This window comes from Streptomyces sp. NPDC023838 (genome assembly GCF_040639555.1).
Classification (GTDB): Bacteria; Actinomycetota; Actinomycetes; order Streptomycetales; family Streptomycetaceae; genus Streptomyces.
Genome location: NZ_JBFAAD010000004.1, coordinates 317,086 through 334,472 on the forward strand (window position 1 = coordinate 317,086; position 17,387 = coordinate 334,472).

The 17,387-nt window shown below is 73.9% G+C and carries 18 protein-coding genes; 9 read left to right on the forward strand and 9 right to left on the reverse strand.

Features of this window, described 5'->3' with window-relative positions; all coding sequences use genetic code 11:
- Positions 1 to 101: 101 nt before the first annotated feature.
- Entirely contained in the window at positions 102 to 482 is a 381-nt protein-coding gene (locus tag AB0G17_RS07710) for a nuclear transport factor 2 family protein (protein WP_361377091.1), read from the forward strand.
- On the opposite strand, the gene AB0G17_RS07715 is transcribed toward AB0G17_RS07710, so the two are convergent.
- The gene (locus AB0G17_RS07715) at positions 472 to 1,275 is read right to left on the reverse strand and encodes a helix-turn-helix transcriptional regulator (RefSeq protein WP_361377094.1); all 804 of its coding nucleotides are present in this window, start codon (positions 1,273 to 1,275) and stop codon (positions 472 to 474) included. The genes AB0G17_RS07710 and AB0G17_RS07715 overlap by 11 nt on opposite strands.
- A complete protein-coding gene (locus AB0G17_RS07720; RefSeq protein ID WP_361377097.1) occupies positions 1,272 to 2,720 on the reverse strand; it encodes a glycosyltransferase family 87 protein in 1,449 nt (482 codons plus the stop codon). The genes AB0G17_RS07715 and AB0G17_RS07720 overlap by 4 nt, the downstream gene beginning before the upstream one ends.
- 112 nt (positions 2,721 to 2,832) lie before the next feature.
- Here AB0G17_RS07720 and AB0G17_RS07725 point away from each other — a divergent pair, with 112 nt between their 5' ends.
- Together AB0G17_RS07725 and AB0G17_RS07730 are read left to right on the forward strand one after the other, a co-directional pair.
- Positions 2,833 to 3,993 carry a molybdopterin-dependent oxidoreductase gene (locus AB0G17_RS07725; protein ID WP_361377100.1) on the forward strand — a complete coding sequence of 387 codons (1,161 nt, stop codon included), beginning with the start codon at positions 2,833 to 2,835 and terminating at the stop codon, positions 3,991 to 3,993.
- A complete protein-coding gene (locus AB0G17_RS07730; protein WP_361377103.1) occupies positions 3,993 to 4,397 on the forward strand; it encodes a hypothetical protein in 405 nt (134 codons plus the stop codon). Before AB0G17_RS07725 ends, AB0G17_RS07730 begins: the two co-directional genes overlap by 1 nt.
- 80 nt (positions 4,398 to 4,477) lie before the next feature.
- Here the strand turns inward: AB0G17_RS07730 and AB0G17_RS07735 are convergent, their stop codons facing one another.
- Positions 4,478 to 5,296 (reverse strand): helix-turn-helix domain-containing protein, encoded by an 819-nt coding sequence (locus AB0G17_RS07735; protein ID WP_361377106.1) that lies wholly within the window; start codon positions 5,294 to 5,296, stop codon positions 4,478 to 4,480.
- 273 nt (positions 5,297 to 5,569) lie between these two features.
- Here AB0G17_RS07735 and AB0G17_RS07740 point away from each other — a divergent pair, with 273 nt between their 5' ends.
- On the forward strand, positions 5,570 to 7,567 hold the full coding sequence (locus tag AB0G17_RS07740; RefSeq protein WP_361377109.1) for a putative Ig domain-containing protein: 1,998 nt from the start codon (positions 5,570 to 5,572) through the stop codon (positions 7,565 to 7,567).
- A gap of 62 nt (positions 7,568 to 7,629) precedes the next feature.
- On the opposite strand, the gene AB0G17_RS07745 is transcribed toward AB0G17_RS07740, so the two are convergent.
- From AB0G17_RS07745 to AB0G17_RS07755, 3 genes are read right to left on the reverse strand one after another with little or no spacing between them, the layout of a single operon-like run.
- Positions 7,630 to 8,289 (reverse strand): methyltransferase domain-containing protein, encoded by a 660-nt coding sequence (locus tag AB0G17_RS07745; RefSeq protein WP_361377112.1) that lies wholly within the window; start codon positions 8,287 to 8,289, stop codon positions 7,630 to 7,632.
- Positions 8,286 to 8,960, reverse strand: coding sequence for a TIGR04282 family arsenosugar biosynthesis glycosyltransferase (locus AB0G17_RS07750; protein WP_361377115.1), 675 nt, complete (start codon positions 8,958 to 8,960; stop codon positions 8,286 to 8,288). Before AB0G17_RS07750 ends, AB0G17_RS07745 begins: the two co-directional genes overlap by 4 nt.
- On the reverse strand, positions 8,957 to 9,667 hold the full coding sequence (locus AB0G17_RS07755; RefSeq protein ID WP_361377118.1) for a glycosyltransferase family 2 protein: 711 nt from the start codon (positions 9,665 to 9,667) through the stop codon (positions 8,957 to 8,959). The genes AB0G17_RS07750 and AB0G17_RS07755 overlap by 4 nt, the downstream gene beginning before the upstream one ends.
- A 125-nt stretch (positions 9,668 to 9,792) precedes the next feature.
- Here AB0G17_RS07755 and AB0G17_RS07760 point away from each other — a divergent pair, with 125 nt between their 5' ends.
- Together AB0G17_RS07760 and AB0G17_RS07765 are read left to right on the forward strand one after the other, a co-directional pair.
- Positions 9,793 to 10,548, forward strand: a complete 756-nt coding sequence (locus AB0G17_RS07760) for a response regulator transcription factor (protein WP_361377121.1) — start codon at positions 9,793 to 9,795, stop codon at positions 10,546 to 10,548.
- Position 10,549: 1 nt separating this feature from the next.
- Positions 10,550 to 11,662, forward strand: coding sequence for a HAMP domain-containing sensor histidine kinase (locus tag AB0G17_RS07765; RefSeq protein WP_361377124.1), 1,113 nt, complete (start codon positions 10,550 to 10,552; stop codon positions 11,660 to 11,662).
- A 56-nt stretch (positions 11,663 to 11,718) separates the two neighbouring features.
- On the opposite strand, the gene AB0G17_RS07770 is transcribed toward AB0G17_RS07765, so the two are convergent.
- Positions 11,719 to 12,732, reverse strand: a complete 1,014-nt coding sequence (locus AB0G17_RS07770) for an NAD-dependent epimerase/dehydratase family protein (protein ID WP_361377127.1) — start codon at positions 12,730 to 12,732, stop codon at positions 11,719 to 11,721.
- A 78-nt stretch (positions 12,733 to 12,810) separates the two neighbouring features.
- Here AB0G17_RS07770 and AB0G17_RS07775 point away from each other — a divergent pair, with 78 nt between their 5' ends.
- Positions 12,811 to 13,122 (forward strand): 4a-hydroxytetrahydrobiopterin dehydratase, encoded by a 312-nt coding sequence (locus AB0G17_RS07775; protein ID WP_329402471.1) that lies wholly within the window; start codon positions 12,811 to 12,813, stop codon positions 13,120 to 13,122.
- A gap of 36 nt (positions 13,123 to 13,158) precedes the next feature.
- Here the strand turns inward: AB0G17_RS07775 and AB0G17_RS07780 are convergent, their stop codons facing one another.
- Complete coding sequence (locus AB0G17_RS07780) at positions 13,159 to 14,037, reverse strand: sigma-70 family RNA polymerase sigma factor (RefSeq protein WP_361377130.1); 879 nt, start codon at positions 14,035 to 14,037, stop codon at positions 13,159 to 13,161.
- A 247-nt stretch (positions 14,038 to 14,284) separates the two neighbouring features.
- A complete protein-coding gene (locus tag AB0G17_RS07785) occupies positions 14,285 to 15,151 on the reverse strand; it encodes an NmrA family NAD(P)-binding protein (protein WP_361377133.1) in 867 nt (288 codons plus the stop codon).
- 116 nt (positions 15,152 to 15,267) lie between these two features.
- Between AB0G17_RS07785 and AB0G17_RS07790 the strand changes: the two genes are divergently transcribed.
- The gene (locus tag AB0G17_RS07790; RefSeq protein ID WP_361377136.1) at positions 15,268 to 16,254 is read left to right on the forward strand and encodes an AraC family transcriptional regulator; all 987 of its coding nucleotides are present in this window, start codon (positions 15,268 to 15,270) and stop codon (positions 16,252 to 16,254) included.
- Positions 16,251 to 17,243 carry a class I SAM-dependent methyltransferase gene (locus AB0G17_RS07795; protein WP_361377139.1) on the forward strand — a complete coding sequence of 331 codons (993 nt, stop codon included), beginning with the start codon at positions 16,251 to 16,253 and terminating at the stop codon, positions 17,241 to 17,243. The genes AB0G17_RS07790 and AB0G17_RS07795 overlap by 4 nt, the downstream gene beginning before the upstream one ends.
- Positions 17,244 to 17,387: the final 144 nt, after the last annotated feature.

The following is a 17,387-nucleotide window of genomic DNA, read 5'->3' on the forward strand; positions in this document are numbered from 1 at the left end:
AGGGTGGAGCCATCGGGTCCCGGGCGGCGCACTCCGGCTGGGGCCCGGGTTCCAGCACCGTGTGCGTCCTTGATCTACATCCCTTCCGGAGGCTGATTTCCATGTCCGAGAACCGTTACGAGACCGCCGTCGCCCGCTACTTCGAGGCGTGGAACACCACCGGCTCGGCCGAGGAGCTGGCCAAGGCCGTCGAGGCCGCCTGGAGCGAGGACGGCCGCTACGCCGACCCGCTGTCCGACGCCACCGGTCACGAGGCGATAGCCGCGGTGATCGGCGGGGCCCACGCCCAGTTCCCCGGCTACGAGTTCCGCCTGGACGGGGCCGTCGACGGGCACCACGAACTGGTCCGGTTCCGCTGGGAGCTGGTCTCGGTCGCGGACGGGTCCGCGCCGGTCGCCGGGTCGGATGTGATCGCGCTCGCCGAGGACGGCCGGATCGCCGTCGTGGCCGGGTTCCTCGACCGCGTACCGCCTACGGCGTGAGCGACTGGAGGTAGGCGAACGTCTCCGGGTCGGCCGGCAGGAACGTCTCGATGGCCAGCTCGGAGACGGTCACGTCCATCGGCGTGTTGAACGTGGCGATCGTCGATATGAACGACAGGACCGTGCCCCGATGTTCGATGCGCATCGGGAGGGCGAAGGGGACGACGGTGTGGTCGGGGGTGTCGTCGTCCACCGCGTCGGGCACGGGGTGCGCCGCGACCTCCTCGTACAGCTCGCGCAGGGTGTCCGAGCGCATCAGGGCGATCTGGCGCTCCATCTGTTCGAGCAGATGGCCGCGCCATTGGCGCAGGTTGCGGATGCGCGGTGCCAGGCCCTGCGGGTGGAGCGTCAGGCGCATTGCGTTGAGCGGTGGAGCGAGCAGCCGCTCGGGCACGCCTTCGGCGAGCATCGCGATGCCCCGGTTCGCCGCGAGCACCGTGTACGTACCGTCGACTATCAGCGCCGGGAACGGCTCGTAGCCCCGCAGCAGCCGCTCCATGCCCTCGCGCAGGGCGCCCATGGACGGGTCGTCCAGGGCCGTCTCCGCGTACTGCGGGGCGTAACCCGCGGCGAGTAGCAGGGCGTTGCGCTCGCGGACCGGGACCTCCAGGTGCTCCGCCAGGCGCAGGATCATCTCCTGGCTCGGGCGCGACCTGCCGGTCTCGATGAAGCTGATGTGCCGCGCGGACGAGTCGGCGCGCAGGGCCAGCTCCAGCTGGCTGATCCTGCGCTGCTCGCGCCAGCCGCGCAGCATCGGCCCTACTCCCGTGTCGATCCCGGCAGTTGTCGTCATGCCCCGACACTAACCCGCGCCACTGACAACGCCCGGCGCCGCATCCCCCACCCGGCCAGCACGATCGCCGCCGCCGCCGCGTAGGCGCTCGTCCGGACGACGTCGAAGGAGCCCGGCATGGCCCACGCCGTCACGTAACAGACGGCTCCCGCCGCCGCGACCGCCAGCCACTCCCAGCGGCCGTCCAGGGCGACCAGCGCGACGAGCAGCAGCGCGTACCACGAGTAGCCGGGTGTCATCAGGAAGAACGCCCAGCCGAGGACCAGCAGGGCGCCGCTCCAGGGGCGTTGCGGATCGCCCCGGCGCAGCACGTACAGGACGACGAGCGCCACCAGGACCAGCGCCGCCGGCAGCGCCCAGGAGTCGGGGAGCACCAGCCTGAGCAGCCCGTACCGGCTGCGGGCGGAGGCGTCGTCGTACCCCTCCTCCTGCGCGTACCCGCCCAGATAGCCGAAGACGGACGCGTGCGAGACGAGGGCGTACGGCAGGTACGAGAGCGCCACGCACCCGGTCGCCGGGACGAGGACGGTCGCCGCGCGCCGCCAGTCCGGGCGGCGGCCCGCCAGCACGCCCGCGAGCGCGCCCGGCAGCACCACGGCGGGCAGCATCTTCGCGGCGATCCCGGCGCCGATCAGCAGACCGCCGACCGCCCGTCGGCTCACCGCGACCGCGCCGAGCCCCGCCACCGTGAACAGCACCGCGAGAGCGTCCACGTGCGCGTTGTTCACCGCTTCGATCGGCACCGCGGGACACCACGCCCAGTACGCGGCCCGCGTCACGTCAACCCCGCGTCGGCGCAGGATCAGCAGCAGGACGCCCGTGGTGGCGACGGCGAGCACGGCGCCGCCCACCTGCAACGGCTTGTGGCGTGCGGCGGCGGGGGAGAGGCCGTGGACGCCGAGGAAGTACGCCTCGGCCACCGGCGGATAGATGGTGTGCACCTTGGGGCGGTTGAGGCGGGTGCAGCGGTCAGCCTCGTCGAACCGGGCGCGGCCCGGTCCCTCGCACGCCGCGCCCCGGGGGAACAGCCAGTCGTCGCGCAGCCCGGCCAGCTCCCGGTCCGCGGGGGCGTGGTCGTACGGCGAGATCCCGGCCGCCTGCACCCGGCCGTCCCAGGCGTAGCGGAACATGTCCGTGCTGGTGGTCGGCGGCGCCGCCAGGCCGGTCGCCGCGACCAGCACCCCGCCCGCCAGGACCAGACCCGGCCGGTGGCGGGCCGGGACCCGCCGCAACGACCACGCGGCCGCCGCGAACAGCAGCCAGCAGGCCAGGTACCACCAGGAGAGCGTGCCCGGGTGGAAGTAGTAGCCGTCCTCGACGACGGTGAGGACCAGCACGGTGGTCAGCGCGGCCAGCAGCACGGCGGTCGGGGCCGAGCGGCGCAGGGCGGCCCGGGAGGCGGCCGGCGGGGCGGCCGGGGCGGTGGCGGTACGCGGAGCGATCACCCGTCCACATTCGCAGGCCGAGGTGCGCCCAGACGGCCCAGCGCACCACGCGTCCGAGAACCGTAAGGTGTCAGGAGCCCTGTTCAGGGTCTTCCGGGGATGTCATGGAGTCATGAAGTCACGACTCCCGCTTCCCCCGCCGCCCTCGGTGCTGCTGCCGTCCTTCCGGGGCGGGCTGCACGACCGGCGCACCGCGACGGCGATCGGCCGGCTGCTCGGCGTGGCCATGCTGGTCTGCATGGTCACCGGCGTGCTGAGCCACTACCTCCAGCACCCGCCGGGCTGGCTGGCCGACGACCTGCCCGCCCGCCCCACCTGGGGGTACCGGCTGAACCAGGGCCTGCACGTGGGGGTGGGCATCGCCGCGATCCCGCTGCTCTTCGGCAAGCTGTGGACCGTCTACCCGAAGCTGTTCGTGTGGCCCGCGTTCACGGGCGTACGGCACGCGCTGGAGCGGCTCTCGGTGGCGGTGCTCGTCGCGGGCGCGGTCTTCGAGCTGCTGACCGGGCTGCTCAACACCGTGCAGTGGTACCCGTGGCCGTTCAGTTTCGTGCCGGTCCACTTCGCGGTCGGCTGGCTCCTCGCCGGCGCGCTGCTGCTGCACCTGGCCGTCAAGTGGCCGGACATCAGGGCGCACTGGTGGCAGCGCTCGGCCGCCATGCGCGCGTTGCCGCAGGAGCCGGAGAACGCGCCCGACCGGCGCTCGCTGCTCACCGGGCTCGCGGTGGCGGTGGGCGCGGTCACCGTGACGACGGTGGGCCAGTCCCTCACCCCGCTCAAGGACCTCGACCTGCTGGCGCCCCGTCACCCCGACCACGGCCCGCTCGGCGTGCCCATCAACCGCACTGCGGCGGCGGCAGGGACAACGCGGGTGGACGGGGCGGCCTGGCGGCTGACGGTGGCGGGGCCGCGCCCGTACGAGCTGACGCTCGACGAACTGGCCGCGCTGCCCCAGTACGAGGTGGAGCTGCCCATCTCGTGCGTCGAGGGGTGGAGCAAGAACGCGCACTGGACCGGCGTACGGATCAAGGACCTCACGGAGCGGGCCGGGGCGCCCGGGGCCGGGCTGCGGGTCGTCTCGCTCGAACAGCACGGGGCGTACCGCGTGATGGAGATGGGCCGCTCCTACGCGCGCGACCCGCTCACCCTCCTCGCCCTGCGGCTCAACGGCCAGGTCCTCACCCCCGACCACGGCTATCCGGCCCGCATCATCGCCCCCAACCGGCCCGGGGTGCTCCAGACCAAGTGGGTCACGCGACTGGAGGTGCGGTGATGGTGGCGCGCTACGTGGTGGGCGCCTGCGGGGTCGCCCTGATGGGGCTCGGGGTGTCGCTGGTGTGGGCCCAGGCGCCGTGGGACGTGGCGGTGTGGCTGGTCGGCGCGGTGGTGCTGCACGACGGGCTGATCGCGCCGCTGGTGCTGCTGGTGGGCCTGGGGGTCGCGGCGACCCGCCCGGGTCTGCGCGGCCCCTTGCGGGCGGCGCTGGTGACCGGCGGCTGCCTCACGGCGATCGCGCTCCCGGACATCCTGCGGCCGGGCCCGTTCACCAACGCGACGGTGGTGCCACTGGATTACGTGCGCAACTGGCTGGTGCTGCTGGGTGTGGTGGGGGTGGGCGCGGCGCTGGTGGTGGTGGGGAAGCGGCTACGGGCGGGGCGCGCGCGGCGCCGCGGGTAGGGGCGCGGGGCTGTGGCGTGTGCGGCTCCGCCGCGTGGGCGCGACCAGCCGCCCGCGGTCCGCGGCCGAACGCACCGCGGCTACAAGGCCCGCGCCCGCTGCATCGTCTCCGCCCCCTCCCACACCGTCAAGAACGCCAGCCGCAGACACGCGGCCAGCGCCGGGTGCTCGATGTACAGCGCGGTCGTCGCACCCGTCCCCGCGACCGGGTCCGGCATGTCGCACAGCACCAGTGACGCGTCCGCGATCACCAGCTTGAGGGGGAGCTCCTCGGTGAAGCGCGCCTCCTCGCCCGCCTCGCCGAAGCGGGCGACGTTCTCCAGGACCTCCTCGTCGCGGAGCGCGTCGTAGGTGTACAGCGCCCGCACCATGCCGCCGACCCGCCGCAGCCGGCGGGCGGCCCTGAGACCGGGGAGGTTGGCGGCCGGTGCGACGAACGGCGGGCGGCAGAAGGTGAGGAGCTCGCTCTCCGCCTGGTCCTGGATGTCCGCGAACCGCTCGGCGATGGTCCTCGGGTCCCGCAGTACCTCGATGTAGTCGAGCGGGTCGGTCTGCGAGCGCCCGGCCTCCCAGAGCGGCAGCAGCGCCGCCGTGAGCCCCGTCGAGACGTGTTCCAGCCGTTCCACGGCCTCTCTCTGACGCGCCATCAGACGCGTCAGCGCGAGCTCCGGTGCCACCGCCCCGAAGGTGGCGACCCGGCCCCGGTGCGCGACCGCCAGCTGTGCCCTGACCAGGCCGTCGAGCACGTCGTAGATCCGCTGGCGGGGCACCTCGGCCTCGCGGGCGACCTCGGCGGCCGTATAGGAGTCGCGCCGCACCAGCGCGAGGTACACGCGCGCCTCGTAACGCGAAAGTCCCAGGGCCACAAGGCCGTTCACCGACTCCTGCTCCGGCTCCATGGTCAACCACGGTATACGCGATCAGTGCGGTGTGATCCGGCCGTGCGCCCAGGGGAATTCCCGGGAATACCCGTGAATCCTTGCCTTTCGCTTTGCCCGTACGGGAGTTGTCGGCGCCGGGCGGCCGTCCTACCTTCAACCGTGCCACCACTCAGCCGGGTGGCACCTTCTCCGAGGCGATCTTGTCATGAACGCGCCATAGAAGATCCATCGACGGTCGCCTTCCGCTCGCTCCTCATCCCGGCGAGCCGACCCCCCATGGAGGGCAGTTCCATGTACGCGAAGAGACCCTTGGGCCTCAGAAAGCCGACCGGCAGAGCCGCCACCGCACTCGTGTCCCTCGTGGCGCTCGCCACCGGCGGACTCCTGGCCGCCGCCCCGTCCGTCTCCGCCGCCCCCACCGGCAACGGCGCCACCGCCCAGACCGCCGCCCCCACCGAGCGGCTGTGCGCGCAGGCCACCCAGCCGGGCCGGATGTCCTGCCTGGCCCTGGCCCGTACCGACGTGAAGCACCACCTCGGCGTCGTGCCGGACGCCGCACCGTCCGGCTATGGCCCCTCCGACCTGCAGAGCGCCTACGCCCTGCCGTCCGGCGGCTCCGGCGCCACCGTGGCGATCATCGACGCCTACGACGACCCCAACGCCGAGTCGGACCTGGCCACGTACCGCTCGCAGTACGGCCTGCCCGCCTGCACCGCCGCCAACGGCTGCTTCAAGAAGGTCGACCAGAACGGCGGCACCAGCTACCCGACGCCGGACTCCGGCTGGGCCGGGGAGATCTCCCTCGACGTCGACATGGTCAGCGCCGTCTGCCCGTCCTGCCACATCCTGCTCGTCGAGGCCGCCCAGCCCACGATGGAGGACCTGGGCGCGGCCGTGAACCGTGCGGTCACCATGGGCGCCAAGTACGTCTCCAACAGTTACGGCGGTGGCGAGGACTCCACCGACCCGTCCTCCGACTCCGCGTACTTCAACCACCCCGGCGTCGCCATCACCGTCTCCTCCGGCGACAGCGGCTACGGCGTCGAGTACCCGGCGGCCTCCCAGTACGTGACCTCGGTCGGCGGCACCTCGCTGAGCCGTGCCGGCAACGCGCGCGGCTGGTCCGAGTCGGTCTGGGGCACCAGCTCCGGCGGCCAGGGCGCGGGCTCCGGCTGCTCCGCGTACGACCCGAAGCCCTCCTGGCAGAAGGACACCGGCTGCGCCAAGCGGACCGTCGCCGACGTCTCCGCGGTCGCCGACCCCGCCACCGGGCTCGCGGTGTACGACAGTTACCAGGCCGGCGGCTGGAACGTGTACGGCGGCACCAGCGCCTCCTCGCCGATCATCGCGGGCGTCTACGCCCTGGCGGGCACCCCGGCGGCGGGCAGCTACCCGGCCTCCTACCCGTACGCCCACGCGTCCTCGCTGTACGACGTGACGTCCGGCGCCAACGGCTCCTGCGCCACCTATCTCTGCAAGGCGGGCGCCGGTTACGACGGCCCGACCGGCCTCGGCACCCCGAACGGCGCCGCCGCGTTCACCGGCGGCACCAGCCAGGGCAACACCGTCACCGTGACCAACCCCGGCAACCAGAGCACCCAGATCAACACGGCGGTCTCCCTCCAGATCAAGGCCACCGACTCGGATACCGGCCAGACCCTGACGTACAGCGCCACGGGCCTCCCGGCGGGGCTGTCCATCAACTCCTCGACCGGTCTGATCTCCGGCACCCCGACGGCCGCCGGCACCTCCAGCGTGACCGTCACCGCCAGGGACACCACCGCGGCCACCGGCAGCACCTCGTTCAGCTGGACCGTCACCCAGACCGGCGGCTGCCGGCCCGCCCAACTGCTCGGCAACCCCGGCTTCGAGACCGGCTCGGCCGCGCCCTGGTCAGCCACGTCGGGCGTCATCGACAACAGCAGCGGCGAGCCCGCGCACTCCGGCTCCTGGAAGGCCTGGCTGGACGGCTACGGCACGACCCACACCGACTCGCTCTCCCAGACGGTGACCATCCCGCCGAACTGCCACGCCACGCTGACGTACTACCTGCACATCGACACCCGCGAGACGACCACCTCCACCGCCTACGACAAGCTGACGGTGACGGCCGGCTCGACCACCCTGGCCAGCTACTCCAACCTCAGCAAGAACTCCGGCTACGCGCTGAAGACCTTCGACCTGTCGTCGCTCGCCGGGTCCACGGTGACCCTCAAGTTCAACGGCACCGAGGACTCCAGCCTGCAGACGTCGTTCGTCGTCGACGACACGGCGCTGAACATCAGCTGATCCCCCCACGGTGAAAGGGCCGGGCTCGGACTCCCACCCAGAGTCCGGGTCCGGCCCCGCGCTCACGTCCGGCGCAGCACGACGAACGGGCGCCCGGCGGCCGTCCACCGCTCGGCCGCCCGCCAGCCGGTCGCCTGCGCGTACCGCAGCAGCGCGGCCGTGCCGAGCCGCGACCAGGGGAAGTCCGCCCCGAAGGCGCCCCGGCCGTCGGCCACCCGCACCTCCACGCGCTCGTCCACGTCGAAGGTCGCCGCCTCCACGATCAACTGTCCGTCGTCGTCCACCAGTTGAGCCACCCTCGTCAGCAGCGCGGCCGGGTCGCCGCCGATGCCGATGTTGCCGTCGAGCAGGAGCGCGGTGTGCCAGCGGCCCTCGCCGGGCAGCGGGACGAAGACCGACCGGCACAGGGCACTGCCGCCCGACCGCTGGGTGCGGCGGACCGCCTCGGGGCTCACGTCGACGCCGAGCGCGGCCGTGCCGAGCGCGGCGAGCGCCACCACCAGGCGGCCGGGCCCGCACCCGATGTCGAGCACGGCGCCCCGGCACCGGCGCAGCACGGTGAGGTCGGCCGAGTCCGGCGCCGCGCACCACCGCTCCACCTCAAGGGGCAGCAGCCACCCGTCCTGGCGGTGCAGGAACAGCGGCCCGCGCCCGCTGCGCAGGGCGTCGGTGTACGGATCGGCCCGCCAGGCGAGCGCGGCGGGAGGGGCGGTCGTGGTCATCGCCCGACGTCCCGGGCTCCGGCGCCCGCCCTGACGGCGCCGCCCCCGCAGGAGGCCGCCGCCCGCGCGAACCGGCCGTCCGGCGCCAGCGCCGCCACCTCGCGTACGTCGGCCGCGGTGTCGACGTCGCGCAGCGGAGGCAGCTCGTGCACGGTGAGCCCAGCCTCGACCAGCCGCCGCCGCTGGACCGCGCCCGTCTCGGGGACGGACATGGGCACGCCCAGCAGCAGCGAAGGATCGGGGGCGGTCAGGCCGAGCGACCAGAAGCCGCCGTCGGCCGCCGGGCCGAACCACGCCTCGCCCGGCCCCCAGCCGGCCAGCGCCGGGGCCAGCAGGGCCGGGCCCACCTGCGGGGTGTCCATGCCGATGAGCAGGGCCGGGCCCGGATCGAGCGCGAACGCCGCCGCCAGCCGCTCGTCCAGGCCGCCCGCGCCCTGCGGGACGACCTCGATGCCCGGCGGGAGCCACGGGCCGGGCGCCCCGTCGAGGACCAGCACCCGGCGCCGGGCGGGCGCGGCGAGCACCGCGTCCAGCGTGTCGGCGAGCGAGGCCTCGGCGATGCGCGCGGCCTCCTCGGGCGAGTACGGCGGGGTCAGCCGCGTCTTGACCCGGCCCGGCACCGGCGCCTTGGCGATCACCAGGAGGGCGACCGGCGCGCCCCGCCCCGTCACCGGGCACCCGCCGTCGTGGCAGGGAGCGACGGCCCGGGCGGCAGGGCGAGCACCGCGCGCATGTCCCGCACGGCCTGCCAGGTGCCCCGCCAGGTGCCGGTCACCTTGGACCTGCCGGTGCGCGGCAGATACGGCACGTCGTGCTCGCGCACCCGCCATCCCGCGTCCGCCGCGCGCACCACCATCTCCAGCGGATAGCCGCTGCGCCGGTCCGCGACACCGAGGGCGAGCAGCGGCTCGCGCCGAGCCGCCCGCAGCGGGCCCAGATCGTGCAGCCGCAGCCCGGTGCGGCGGCGCAGCATTCTGGACAGCGCCAGGTTCCCGGCGCGCGCGTGCGCGGGCCAGGCCCCGCGCGCGGTGGGCCTGCGCCGCCCGAGGACGAGGTCGGCGTCACCGGCGGCCACCTCCCTTACGAAGGGCGCGAGGAGCCCGGGGTCGAGCGAGCCGTCGCAGTCGCAGAAGCAGACGTAGTCGGCCCGGGCCGCGAGCAGCCCGGCGTGGCAGGCCGCGCCGAAGCCGCGCCGGGCCTCGTGCACCACGGTCGCGCCGAGCGAGCGGGCGATCTCGGCCGAGCCGTCCGTCGAGCCGTTGTCGACGACGACGGCCCGCCAGCCCTCGGGGATCCTGGCCAGTACCCAGGGCAGTGCCCCGGCCTCGTCGAGGCAGGGGAGTACGACGTCCACCGTCGTGGGGATCGAGTCGGTCACGCCCCTCACGGTACGAAGGCGCGGCGGACAAATCGGGACTTCGGGTTCTTACGAAACAGGGACATCGTTCCGCGTCCGCCATCCGGGTGGCGACGCGGGGAACCGCCGGATGCGACGCTGTCGCCATGCACAACGCCGAGCACCGCATCCTCGTCGTCGACGACGACCCGACCGTGGCCGAGGTGGTCACCGGCTATCTGGAGCGCGCCGGATACGAGGTCGAGCACGTCGGCGACGGCCCCGCCGCCCTGCGCGCGGCCGCCGCGCGCCGGCCCGACCTGGTCGTCCTCGACCTGATGCTGCCGGGCATGGACGGCCTGGAGGTCTGCCGCACGCTGCGCGGCACCGGCCCCGTACCGGTCATCATGCTCACCGCGCGCGGCGACGAGGACGACCGCGTCCTGGGCCTGGAGGTAGGCGCGGACGACTACGTCACCAAGCCGTTCAGCCCGCGCGAGCTGGTGCTGCGCGTCGACTCCGTGCTGCGCCGCAGCCGGGCCGCCGCCGCCCGGCCCGGCCCGCCGGTGCGGCGCGCGGGCATCGTGCTGGACCCGGCCGCCCGCCGCGCCACCAAGCAGGGCGCCGAACTCGCCCTGACCCTGCGGGAGTTCGACCTCCTCGCCTATCTGATGAGCCACCCGGGCGAGGCCGTCACCCGCGAGCGGCTGATGCACGACGTGTGGGGCTGGGAGTTCGGCGACCTGTCCACCGTCACCGTCCACGTACGGCGGCTGCGCGGCAAGGTCGAGGACGACCCGGCCAAGCCGAGGCTCATCCAGACGGTGTGGGGCGTCGGATACCGCTTCCAGGTGCCCGCCGAGGACGACGGCGGCGGGCCCGGCGCGCCCACGGACCCGGACCGCGCCGGGACGGAGGTCTGACATGAGCGATGTCCTGCTCATCGCCGTGTACGCGTTCCTGGGCGCCGCCGCCGCGGGCCTGCTCGGGGCCCTCGCACTGCGGCTGCTGCGCCACCGCTCGGTCACCGCCTCGCTCGCCGTGGTCGCCGCCGTCGCGGTCAGCGCCATGCTCGCCGGGACGCTCGCCGTGGCCTGGGAGATGTTCCTGTCCTCGCACGACCTGAAGGTCGTCACCCTGGTCATCGCGATGGCCGCGGCCGTCTCGCTCGCCACCGCGCTCATCCTGGGCCGCCGGGTCGTCGCCAGCAGCCACCAGCTCGCCCTGGCCGCCCGCTCGTTCGGCGACGGCGGCAGCTTCGCCGCGCCCGAGGGCCCGGCCACCGCCGAACTCGCCGCGCTCAGCCGCGAGCTGGCCGCCACCAGCGCCAGACTCTCCGCGTCCCGCGAGCGTGAACGCGCCCTGGAGACCTCCCGCCGCGAGCTCGTCGCCTGGATCTCGCACGATCTGCGCACCCCGCTCGCGGGGCTGCGCGCGATGGCCGAGGCCCTGGAGGATGGCATGGCCAAAGACCCTGAGCGCTACTTCCGGCAGATCCGCACCGAGGTCGAGCGCCTCAACGGCATGGTGGGCGACCTCTTCGAGCTCTCCCGCATCCACGCCGGCGCCCTCGCCCTCAACCCGGCGCGGATGTCCGTCCACGACCTGGTCGGGGACGCGCTGGCGGGCGCCGACCCGCTCGCCCGCGAACACGGCGTACGGCTGGTCGGCGGGCGTGTCGAGCCGGTCCCGGTCGAGGTGGACGGCAAGGAGATGACCCGCGTCCTGGCCAACCTGCTGGTCAACGCGATCCGGCACACCCCGGCCGACGGCACGGTCGCGGTCGCGGCCGAGGCGCGCGCGGAGTCGGTGGTGCTCTCGGTGACCGACGGCTGCGGCGGCATCCCCGACGACGATCTGACCCGCGTCTTCGACACCGGCTGGCGCGGCACCGAGGCGCGCACCCCGCCGGGCGGCGCGGGCCTGGGCCTGGCGATCGTGCGGGGCATCGTCGAGGCCCACGCGGGCAGCGCCGCCGTCCACAACGTGACCGGCGGCTGCCGCTTCGAACTGATCCTCCCGGCGGCCCGTTTCTGACGTAACGTCAGACCACGGCCGGGCGCAGCTCCGCCCGCGACGCTCCTGACGTAACATCAGACCACAGCCGGACGCAGCTCCGCCCGCGCGAACTCCGCCATCCCCTCCGCGAAGCCCACCACCGGCCGCCAGCCGAGCTCCCGGCGCAGCCGCGCCGAGTCGGCCGTGATGTGCCGGACGTCCCCGAGCCGGTACTCGCCCGTCACCACCGGCGCGGGCCCGCCGTACGCCCCGGCCAGCGCCTCGGCCATCTCGCCCACCGTGTGCGGGGTCCCGCTGCCCGTGTTGTACGCGGTGAGGGTCCCCGGCGGCCGCTCGTGCAGAGCCTCCAGGGCCACCGCGTTCGCCGCGGCCACGTCCCGTACGTGCACGAAGTCCCGGCGCTGGCGGCCGTCCTCGAAGACCCGGGGCGCCTCGCCGCGCGCCAGCGAGGAGCGGAAGAAGGAGGCGACACCGGCGTACGGGGTGTCGCGCGGCATCCCCGGCCCGTACACGTTGTGGTAGCGCAGCGACACCGCACGGCCGCCGGTGGCCCGCGCCCACGCGGCCGCCAGGTGCTCCTGGGCCAGCTTGGTGGTGGCGTACACATTGCGTGGGTCCGCGGGCGCGTCCTCGCTGACCAGGCCCGGCGTCAGCTCCGCGCCGCAGCGCGGGCACAGCGGCTCGAACCGGCCGGCCGCCAGCTCCTCGTACGGCCGTGGCCCGGGGCGTACGGGGCCGTGGCGCGGGCACTCGTAGTGCCCCTCCCCGTACACCACCATCGACCCGGCGAGCACCAGGTCCCTCGGGCCCGACTCGGCCATCGCGGCGAGCAGCACCGCCGTGCCCAGGTCGTTGCAGGCCACGTAGTCGGGCGCGTCGGAGAAGTCCGTGCCGAGGCCGACCATCGCGGCCTGGTGGCAGACGGCGTCCACCCCGCGCAGCGCCCTGGTGACCGCCTCCGGGTCGCGGACGTCGTCGCCGGGCCGGACCGCGCGGTCGAGGACGACTGGTTCATGGCCCCGGGCGGAGAGGGCCGAAACGATCTGCGAGCCGATGAAGCCCGCGCCTCCCGTGACAAGTACACGCATAGGGGCGACGCTACGGAGACGGAGCCGAAGATGCCGCGCTCCGCACCGCACCGTCACCACCTCGTAAGGAGTCCGGTCATGCCCGTTGAGCCGCTGTCGCAGAAGGACATCGAGGACCGCCTGCGCGAACTGCCGGGCTGGTCGCTCCCGGACGGCGAGGAGCGCCTCGCCCGCACCTACCGCCTCGCCTCGCACTTCGCGGCCACCGCGATGGTCATCCACATCGCGCAGATCCAGGACGAGCTGAACCACCACTCCGATCTGACGCTCGGCTACAACACCGTGGCGCTCACGGTGAACAGCCACGACGCGGGCGGCCGGGTGACCGAGAAGGACTTCGAACTCGCCCACCGCGTCGAGGCGATCGCTCCCGGCCACGGCGCGGGCTGACCCCCCGGGGCGCGCGGGCCCCGGGAGGCGCCGGGGTCACGCGTCGAGCGCCGCCAGATCGAGGCTCGCCAGGCGCTCCAGGTCGGCCAGGATGTTGATCTCGACGATCCTGTCGTCCTGGACGGTGAAGCCGAGCACCGCCATCGTCCGCCCGTCCGGGGCGTTGACCACGCCCATGGCGCCGTTGACCAGCGCCGGGCGGGCGAACTGGGCGTACTGCGCGAAGGACAGCGCGTTCTGGACCACGGCGTGGGCGCCGAGCACCGTCTTGGACGGGGTGAGCGAGCCCGGCCCGTAGTCGGCCCGGAGCACGATGTCCGGGTCGAGGGTGGCGAGCAGGCCCTCGAAGTCGCCGCCGCGCGCCGCCGCGAGGAAGGCGTCGACGACCTTGCGCTGCCGGTTCAGGTCCGGGTCGGGGACGGCCCGGCCCTGCACCCGGCGGCGGGCCCGGCTGGCCAGCTGCCGGGTGGCCGCCGGGGCGCGGTCCACGATCGGCGCGATCTCCTCGAACGGCACGCCGAACATGTCGTGCAGCACGAACGCCAGCCGCTCGGCCGGGGCCAGCGTGTCGAGCACGACGAGCAGCGCGAGCCCGACCGAGTCGGTCAGCAGCGCCTCGTGCTCCGGGTCCACCCGGTCCGGGCGGTCCACGATCGGGTCGGGCACATGGACGTCGAGCGGATCCTCGCGCCGCGACTGGCGCGAGCGCAGCATGTCGAGGCAGACCCGCGAGACGACCGTGGTCAGCCAGCCGTTCAGGTTCTCCACGCCCTCGCTGGAGCTGGCCGCCCGCAACCAGGCCTCCTGGACGGCGTCCTCCGCCTCGCTCAGTGAGCCGAGCATCCGGTAGGCGACCGCCCGCAGACGCGGGCGGTTCTCCTCGAAACGCTCCGCCAGGGATTCGTTCTCGTCCATCGGTCAGCTTCCTTCGTCGCGGCGTGTCGTCAATGCGGTGACAGACGAAAACCTAGTCCGAAGGAATGACGGCTACTCGACGGCAGGCCCCGATTGCGGTAATCGGATGCTCACGGAGGGCGTGGTGTTGGTCACGGCACGTTCAGGTCACTTGGCCTGAGATCGACGGTTGAGGCCGCCGAATGCGCCCGGCGGGCCGCCCGGCACCATGCTCGCCGGGGTGCCCGCGTGGCGCCCGCCGGGGTGCTCAGCCCTGCCAGTCGCCGGCCTCCGCCGCGCCCCGCACGAAGTCCGTGAACGCCTTGGGCTCGCGGCCCAGGACGCGCTTGACGCCGTCCGTGGTCGAGGAGTTGTGCCCGTCGAGCAGCGTCGCGAACAGCTCCGCCAGCCACCGCGCCTCCCCCTCGTCGAGGCCGTAGTGCCCCAGCAGCTCCGCGTACGCGGCCTCCGAGACCGGCACATACCGCACCGCGCGGCCGGTCGCGGCCGACAGCGCCGCCGCGACCTCGGCGAAGGTCAGCAGCTGAGGGCCCGTCAACTCGTGGACCAGGCCCGCGTGTCCGTCCTCCGTGAGGGCCTTGACCACCACGTCGGCGATGTCGTCGGCGTCCACCCACGGCTCGGCCGTCTCGCCCGCCGGGAACGCGATCTCGCCCCCGAGCACGCCATCCGTCATCGCGCCCTCGCTGAAGTTCTGGGCGAAGAACGCGGCGCGTACGACCGTGAGGTCCGCGACCGAGTCGCGCAGGGCGTCCTCGGCGAGCGCCGCCGCCGGCTCACCGCGCCCGGAGAGCAGCACCACGCGCCGCACACCGTGCTCGACGGCGAGCCCGCCGAAGATCCGCATCGCCTCGACCGCACCGGGTGCGGCGAGGTCCGGGTAGTACGTCACATAGGCGGCGTCCGCACCCGCCAGCGCGGGACCCCACGTCGACTCGTCCGCCCAGTCGAAGCGCACCTCGCCGCTGCGCGATCCGGAGCGGACCGGCACGCCCAGCGCGGTGAGCCGCTCGACGACGCGGTGCCCGGTCTTGCCGGTGCCGCTGGTCACCAGCACGGTGTTCGCCGTGGTGGTGGTGTTGTTCTGAGTGGTGTTCAGCTCTGTGTTCGTCATGTGTCCAGAGTCGTGCGTACGGCGTCGACTCTCCATGCTTCATGGGCTCATGCGCATACGTCTGCGTCCAGGCCGGAGCCGTGGGCCGGTCCACGGCTCCGGCTAGGCTCGGCGCCATGGACGCACTTGCCGGACTTCTCGACGGGCCGCGTGCCCGAGGGGCGTTTTTGCTGCGGATGGTGATGGAGCCGCCGTGGTCCGTACGGATCGAGGACCGGGCGCCCATCTGCCTGATGTCGCCGACGCGGGGCGAGGCGTGGATCGTCCCGGACTCCGGGCCGCCGGTCCTGGCCCGGCCCGGTGACATCGTCGTGGCGCGCGGCCCTGACCCGTACACCGTCGCCCACGCGCCGGACGCCGAGCCGTCCGCCAGGATCGGGCCGGGCGGGGTGTGCACCACGCTGCGCGGCGAGCCGCTGGCGCAGTCGATGGAGCTGGGCGTACGGACCTGGGGCAACGCCGCCGACGGCTCGGCCACCATGCTCGTCGGCACGTATCTGATGGAGGGCGAGATCAGCGGGCGGCTGCTCGCCGCGCTGCCACCGCTGCTCGTCCTCACCGCCGAGGAGTGGAACTGCGCGGTGATGCCGCTGCTCGACGAGGAGATATCCCGGGACGAGCCGGGCCAGAGCGTCGTCCTCGACCGGTTGCTCGACCTGCTGCTGATCGCGGTGCTGCGGGCCTGGTTCAACCGGCCGGGCGCCGACGCGCCCGCCTGGTACCGGGCGATGGGCGACCCGGTGGTGGGGCCCGCGCTGCGGCTGCTCCAGGACGATCCCGCGCACCCGTGGACGGTCGCCGCGCTCGCCGCGAAGTGCGGGGTCTCCCGAGCCCAACTGGCCCGGAGGTTCGGGGAGTTGGTGGGGGAGCCGCCGATGGCGTACCTGACGGGCTGGCGGCTCTCGCTCGCGGCGGACCTGCTGCGCGAGAGCGACCTGACGGTCGAGGCGATCGCGCGCCAGGTGGGGTACGGGGGCGCGTTCGCGCTGAGCGCCGCGTTCAAGCGGGTGCGCGGCATCAGCCCGCAGGAGCACCGGACGAATTGCCGAAACGGCAAAGAGATTCCCGAGCCGGGTGCGGCCGGGGGGAGGGTGGAGCCATGAGCGACTCGCGCGGCCACGACGGCCGGAACAGCCAGCAGGGCCAGGACAGCCAGGACAGCCACGACGACGCTGCCCGACGGAGCCATCACGCCCACGCCCCCGCCGCCGGACATGGCCAAGGCCACGGCCACGGCGACGGATGGGCGGACTTCGACTGGGAGTCCCTGCTTCCGCTCCTGGTGGGAGAGGCCGAACTCTTCTCGGGGGCGTACCGGGATGCCGCCGCCTGGATCGGTGAGCAGCGGCCCGCCGACGAGGTGCGCCGGATCCTCGACATCGGCAGCGGCCCGGGCGTGGTGACCTGTCTGCTCGCGCAGGCATTCCCGCGGGCTGAGGTCGTCGCCGTCGACGGCAACCGGGCCCTCCTCGGCCACGCGCTGGCCCGTGCGGAGCGCCTGGGCGTGGCGGACCGCGTCCGTACGATCGAGGCCGAACTCCCCGAGGGCTTCGGCCTGTTGGGGGCGGCCGACCTGATCTGGGCGGGCAACTCGCTGCACCACCTGGGCGACCAGCGGGCCGCGCTCGCCGGGTTCGCGGGCCTGCTGCGGCCGGGCGGCACGGTGGCCCTCGCGGAGGGCGGGCTGCCCACGCGCCGGCTGCCCCGCGACATCGGCATGGGACAGCCGGGCCTGGAGGCGAGGATGGACGTGCTGGTGGACGAGCGGTTCGCGCTGATGCGGGCGGAGCTGCCGGACGCCAAGGAGGAGACCGAGGACTGGGGGGCGCTGCTCACGTCCGTGGGGCTGACCTCCCCGGCCACCCGCAGCTTCCTCGTCGACTTCCCGGCGCCGCTGGACCCCGCGGTGCGGGAGCAGGTGGTGTCCACCTTCATCTGGAACTCGGAGACGGTGGGGGAGGCGCTGTCGCCGGAGGACGCGGCGGTGCTGCGGCGCCTGGTCGACCCGGCAGACGAGGCGGGTCTGGCACGGCGACCGGACGTGTTCTTCCTGGCGGCGACGTCGATCCACACGGCACGACGGGCGGGCTGAGAGAGGCGTCACGGGATCGGTTACGCGGTCCGTTACGGGGATCGGTTGCGCGGATCCGTTACGGGGATCGGTTACGCGGATTGCGGGGCCGGGCTGCCGCCCCGGGCCGGGCGCGTACGGCGATGCCCGCCGCTCAGGACAGCG

Bases quoted from the DNA above. Each gene is read 5' to 3' on its own strand.
- AB0G17_RS07735 (WP_361377106.1), bottom strand. From the start codon at position 5,296: ATGGAGCCGGAGCAGGAGTCGGTGAACGGCCTTGTGGCCCTGGGACTT.
- AB0G17_RS07795 (WP_361377139.1), top strand. From the start codon at position 16,251: ATGAGCGACTCGCGCGGCCACGACGGCCGGAACAGCCAGCAGGGCCAG.
- AB0G17_RS07710 (WP_361377091.1), top strand. From the start codon at position 102: ATGTCCGAGAACCGTTACGAGACCGCCGTCGCCCGCTACTTCGAGGCG.
- AB0G17_RS07725 (WP_361377100.1), top strand. From the start codon at position 2,833: ATGAAGTCACGACTCCCGCTTCCCCCGCCGCCCTCGGTGCTGCTGCCG.
- AB0G17_RS07770 (WP_361377127.1), bottom strand. From the start codon at position 12,732: ATGCGTGTACTTGTCACGGGAGGCGCGGGCTTCATCGGCTCGCAGATC.
- AB0G17_RS07730 (WP_361377103.1), top strand. From the start codon at position 3,993: ATGGTGGCGCGCTACGTGGTGGGCGCCTGCGGGGTCGCCCTGATGGGG.
- AB0G17_RS07715 (WP_361377094.1), bottom strand. From the start codon at position 1,275: ATGACGACAACTGCCGGGATCGACACGGGAGTAGGGCCGATGCTGCGC.
- AB0G17_RS07765 (WP_361377124.1), top strand. From the start codon at position 10,550: ATGAGCGATGTCCTGCTCATCGCCGTGTACGCGTTCCTGGGCGCCGCC.
- AB0G17_RS07775 (WP_329402471.1), top strand. From the start codon at position 12,811: ATGCCCGTTGAGCCGCTGTCGCAGAAGGACATCGAGGACCGCCTGCGC.
- AB0G17_RS07745 (WP_361377112.1), bottom strand. From the start codon at position 8,289: ATGACCACGACCGCCCCTCCCGCCGCGCTCGCCTGGCGGGCCGATCCG.
- AB0G17_RS07785 (WP_361377133.1), bottom strand. From the start codon at position 15,151: ATGACGAACACAGAGCTGAACACCACTCAGAACAACACCACCACCACG.
- AB0G17_RS07760 (WP_361377121.1), top strand. From the start codon at position 9,793: ATGCACAACGCCGAGCACCGCATCCTCGTCGTCGACGACGACCCGACC.
- AB0G17_RS07780 (WP_361377130.1), bottom strand. From the start codon at position 14,037: ATGGACGAGAACGAATCCCTGGCGGAGCGTTTCGAGGAGAACCGCCCG.
- AB0G17_RS07740 (WP_361377109.1), top strand. From the start codon at position 5,570: ATGTACGCGAAGAGACCCTTGGGCCTCAGAAAGCCGACCGGCAGAGCC.
- AB0G17_RS07790 (WP_361377136.1), top strand. From the start codon at position 15,268: ATGGACGCACTTGCCGGACTTCTCGACGGGCCGCGTGCCCGAGGGGCG.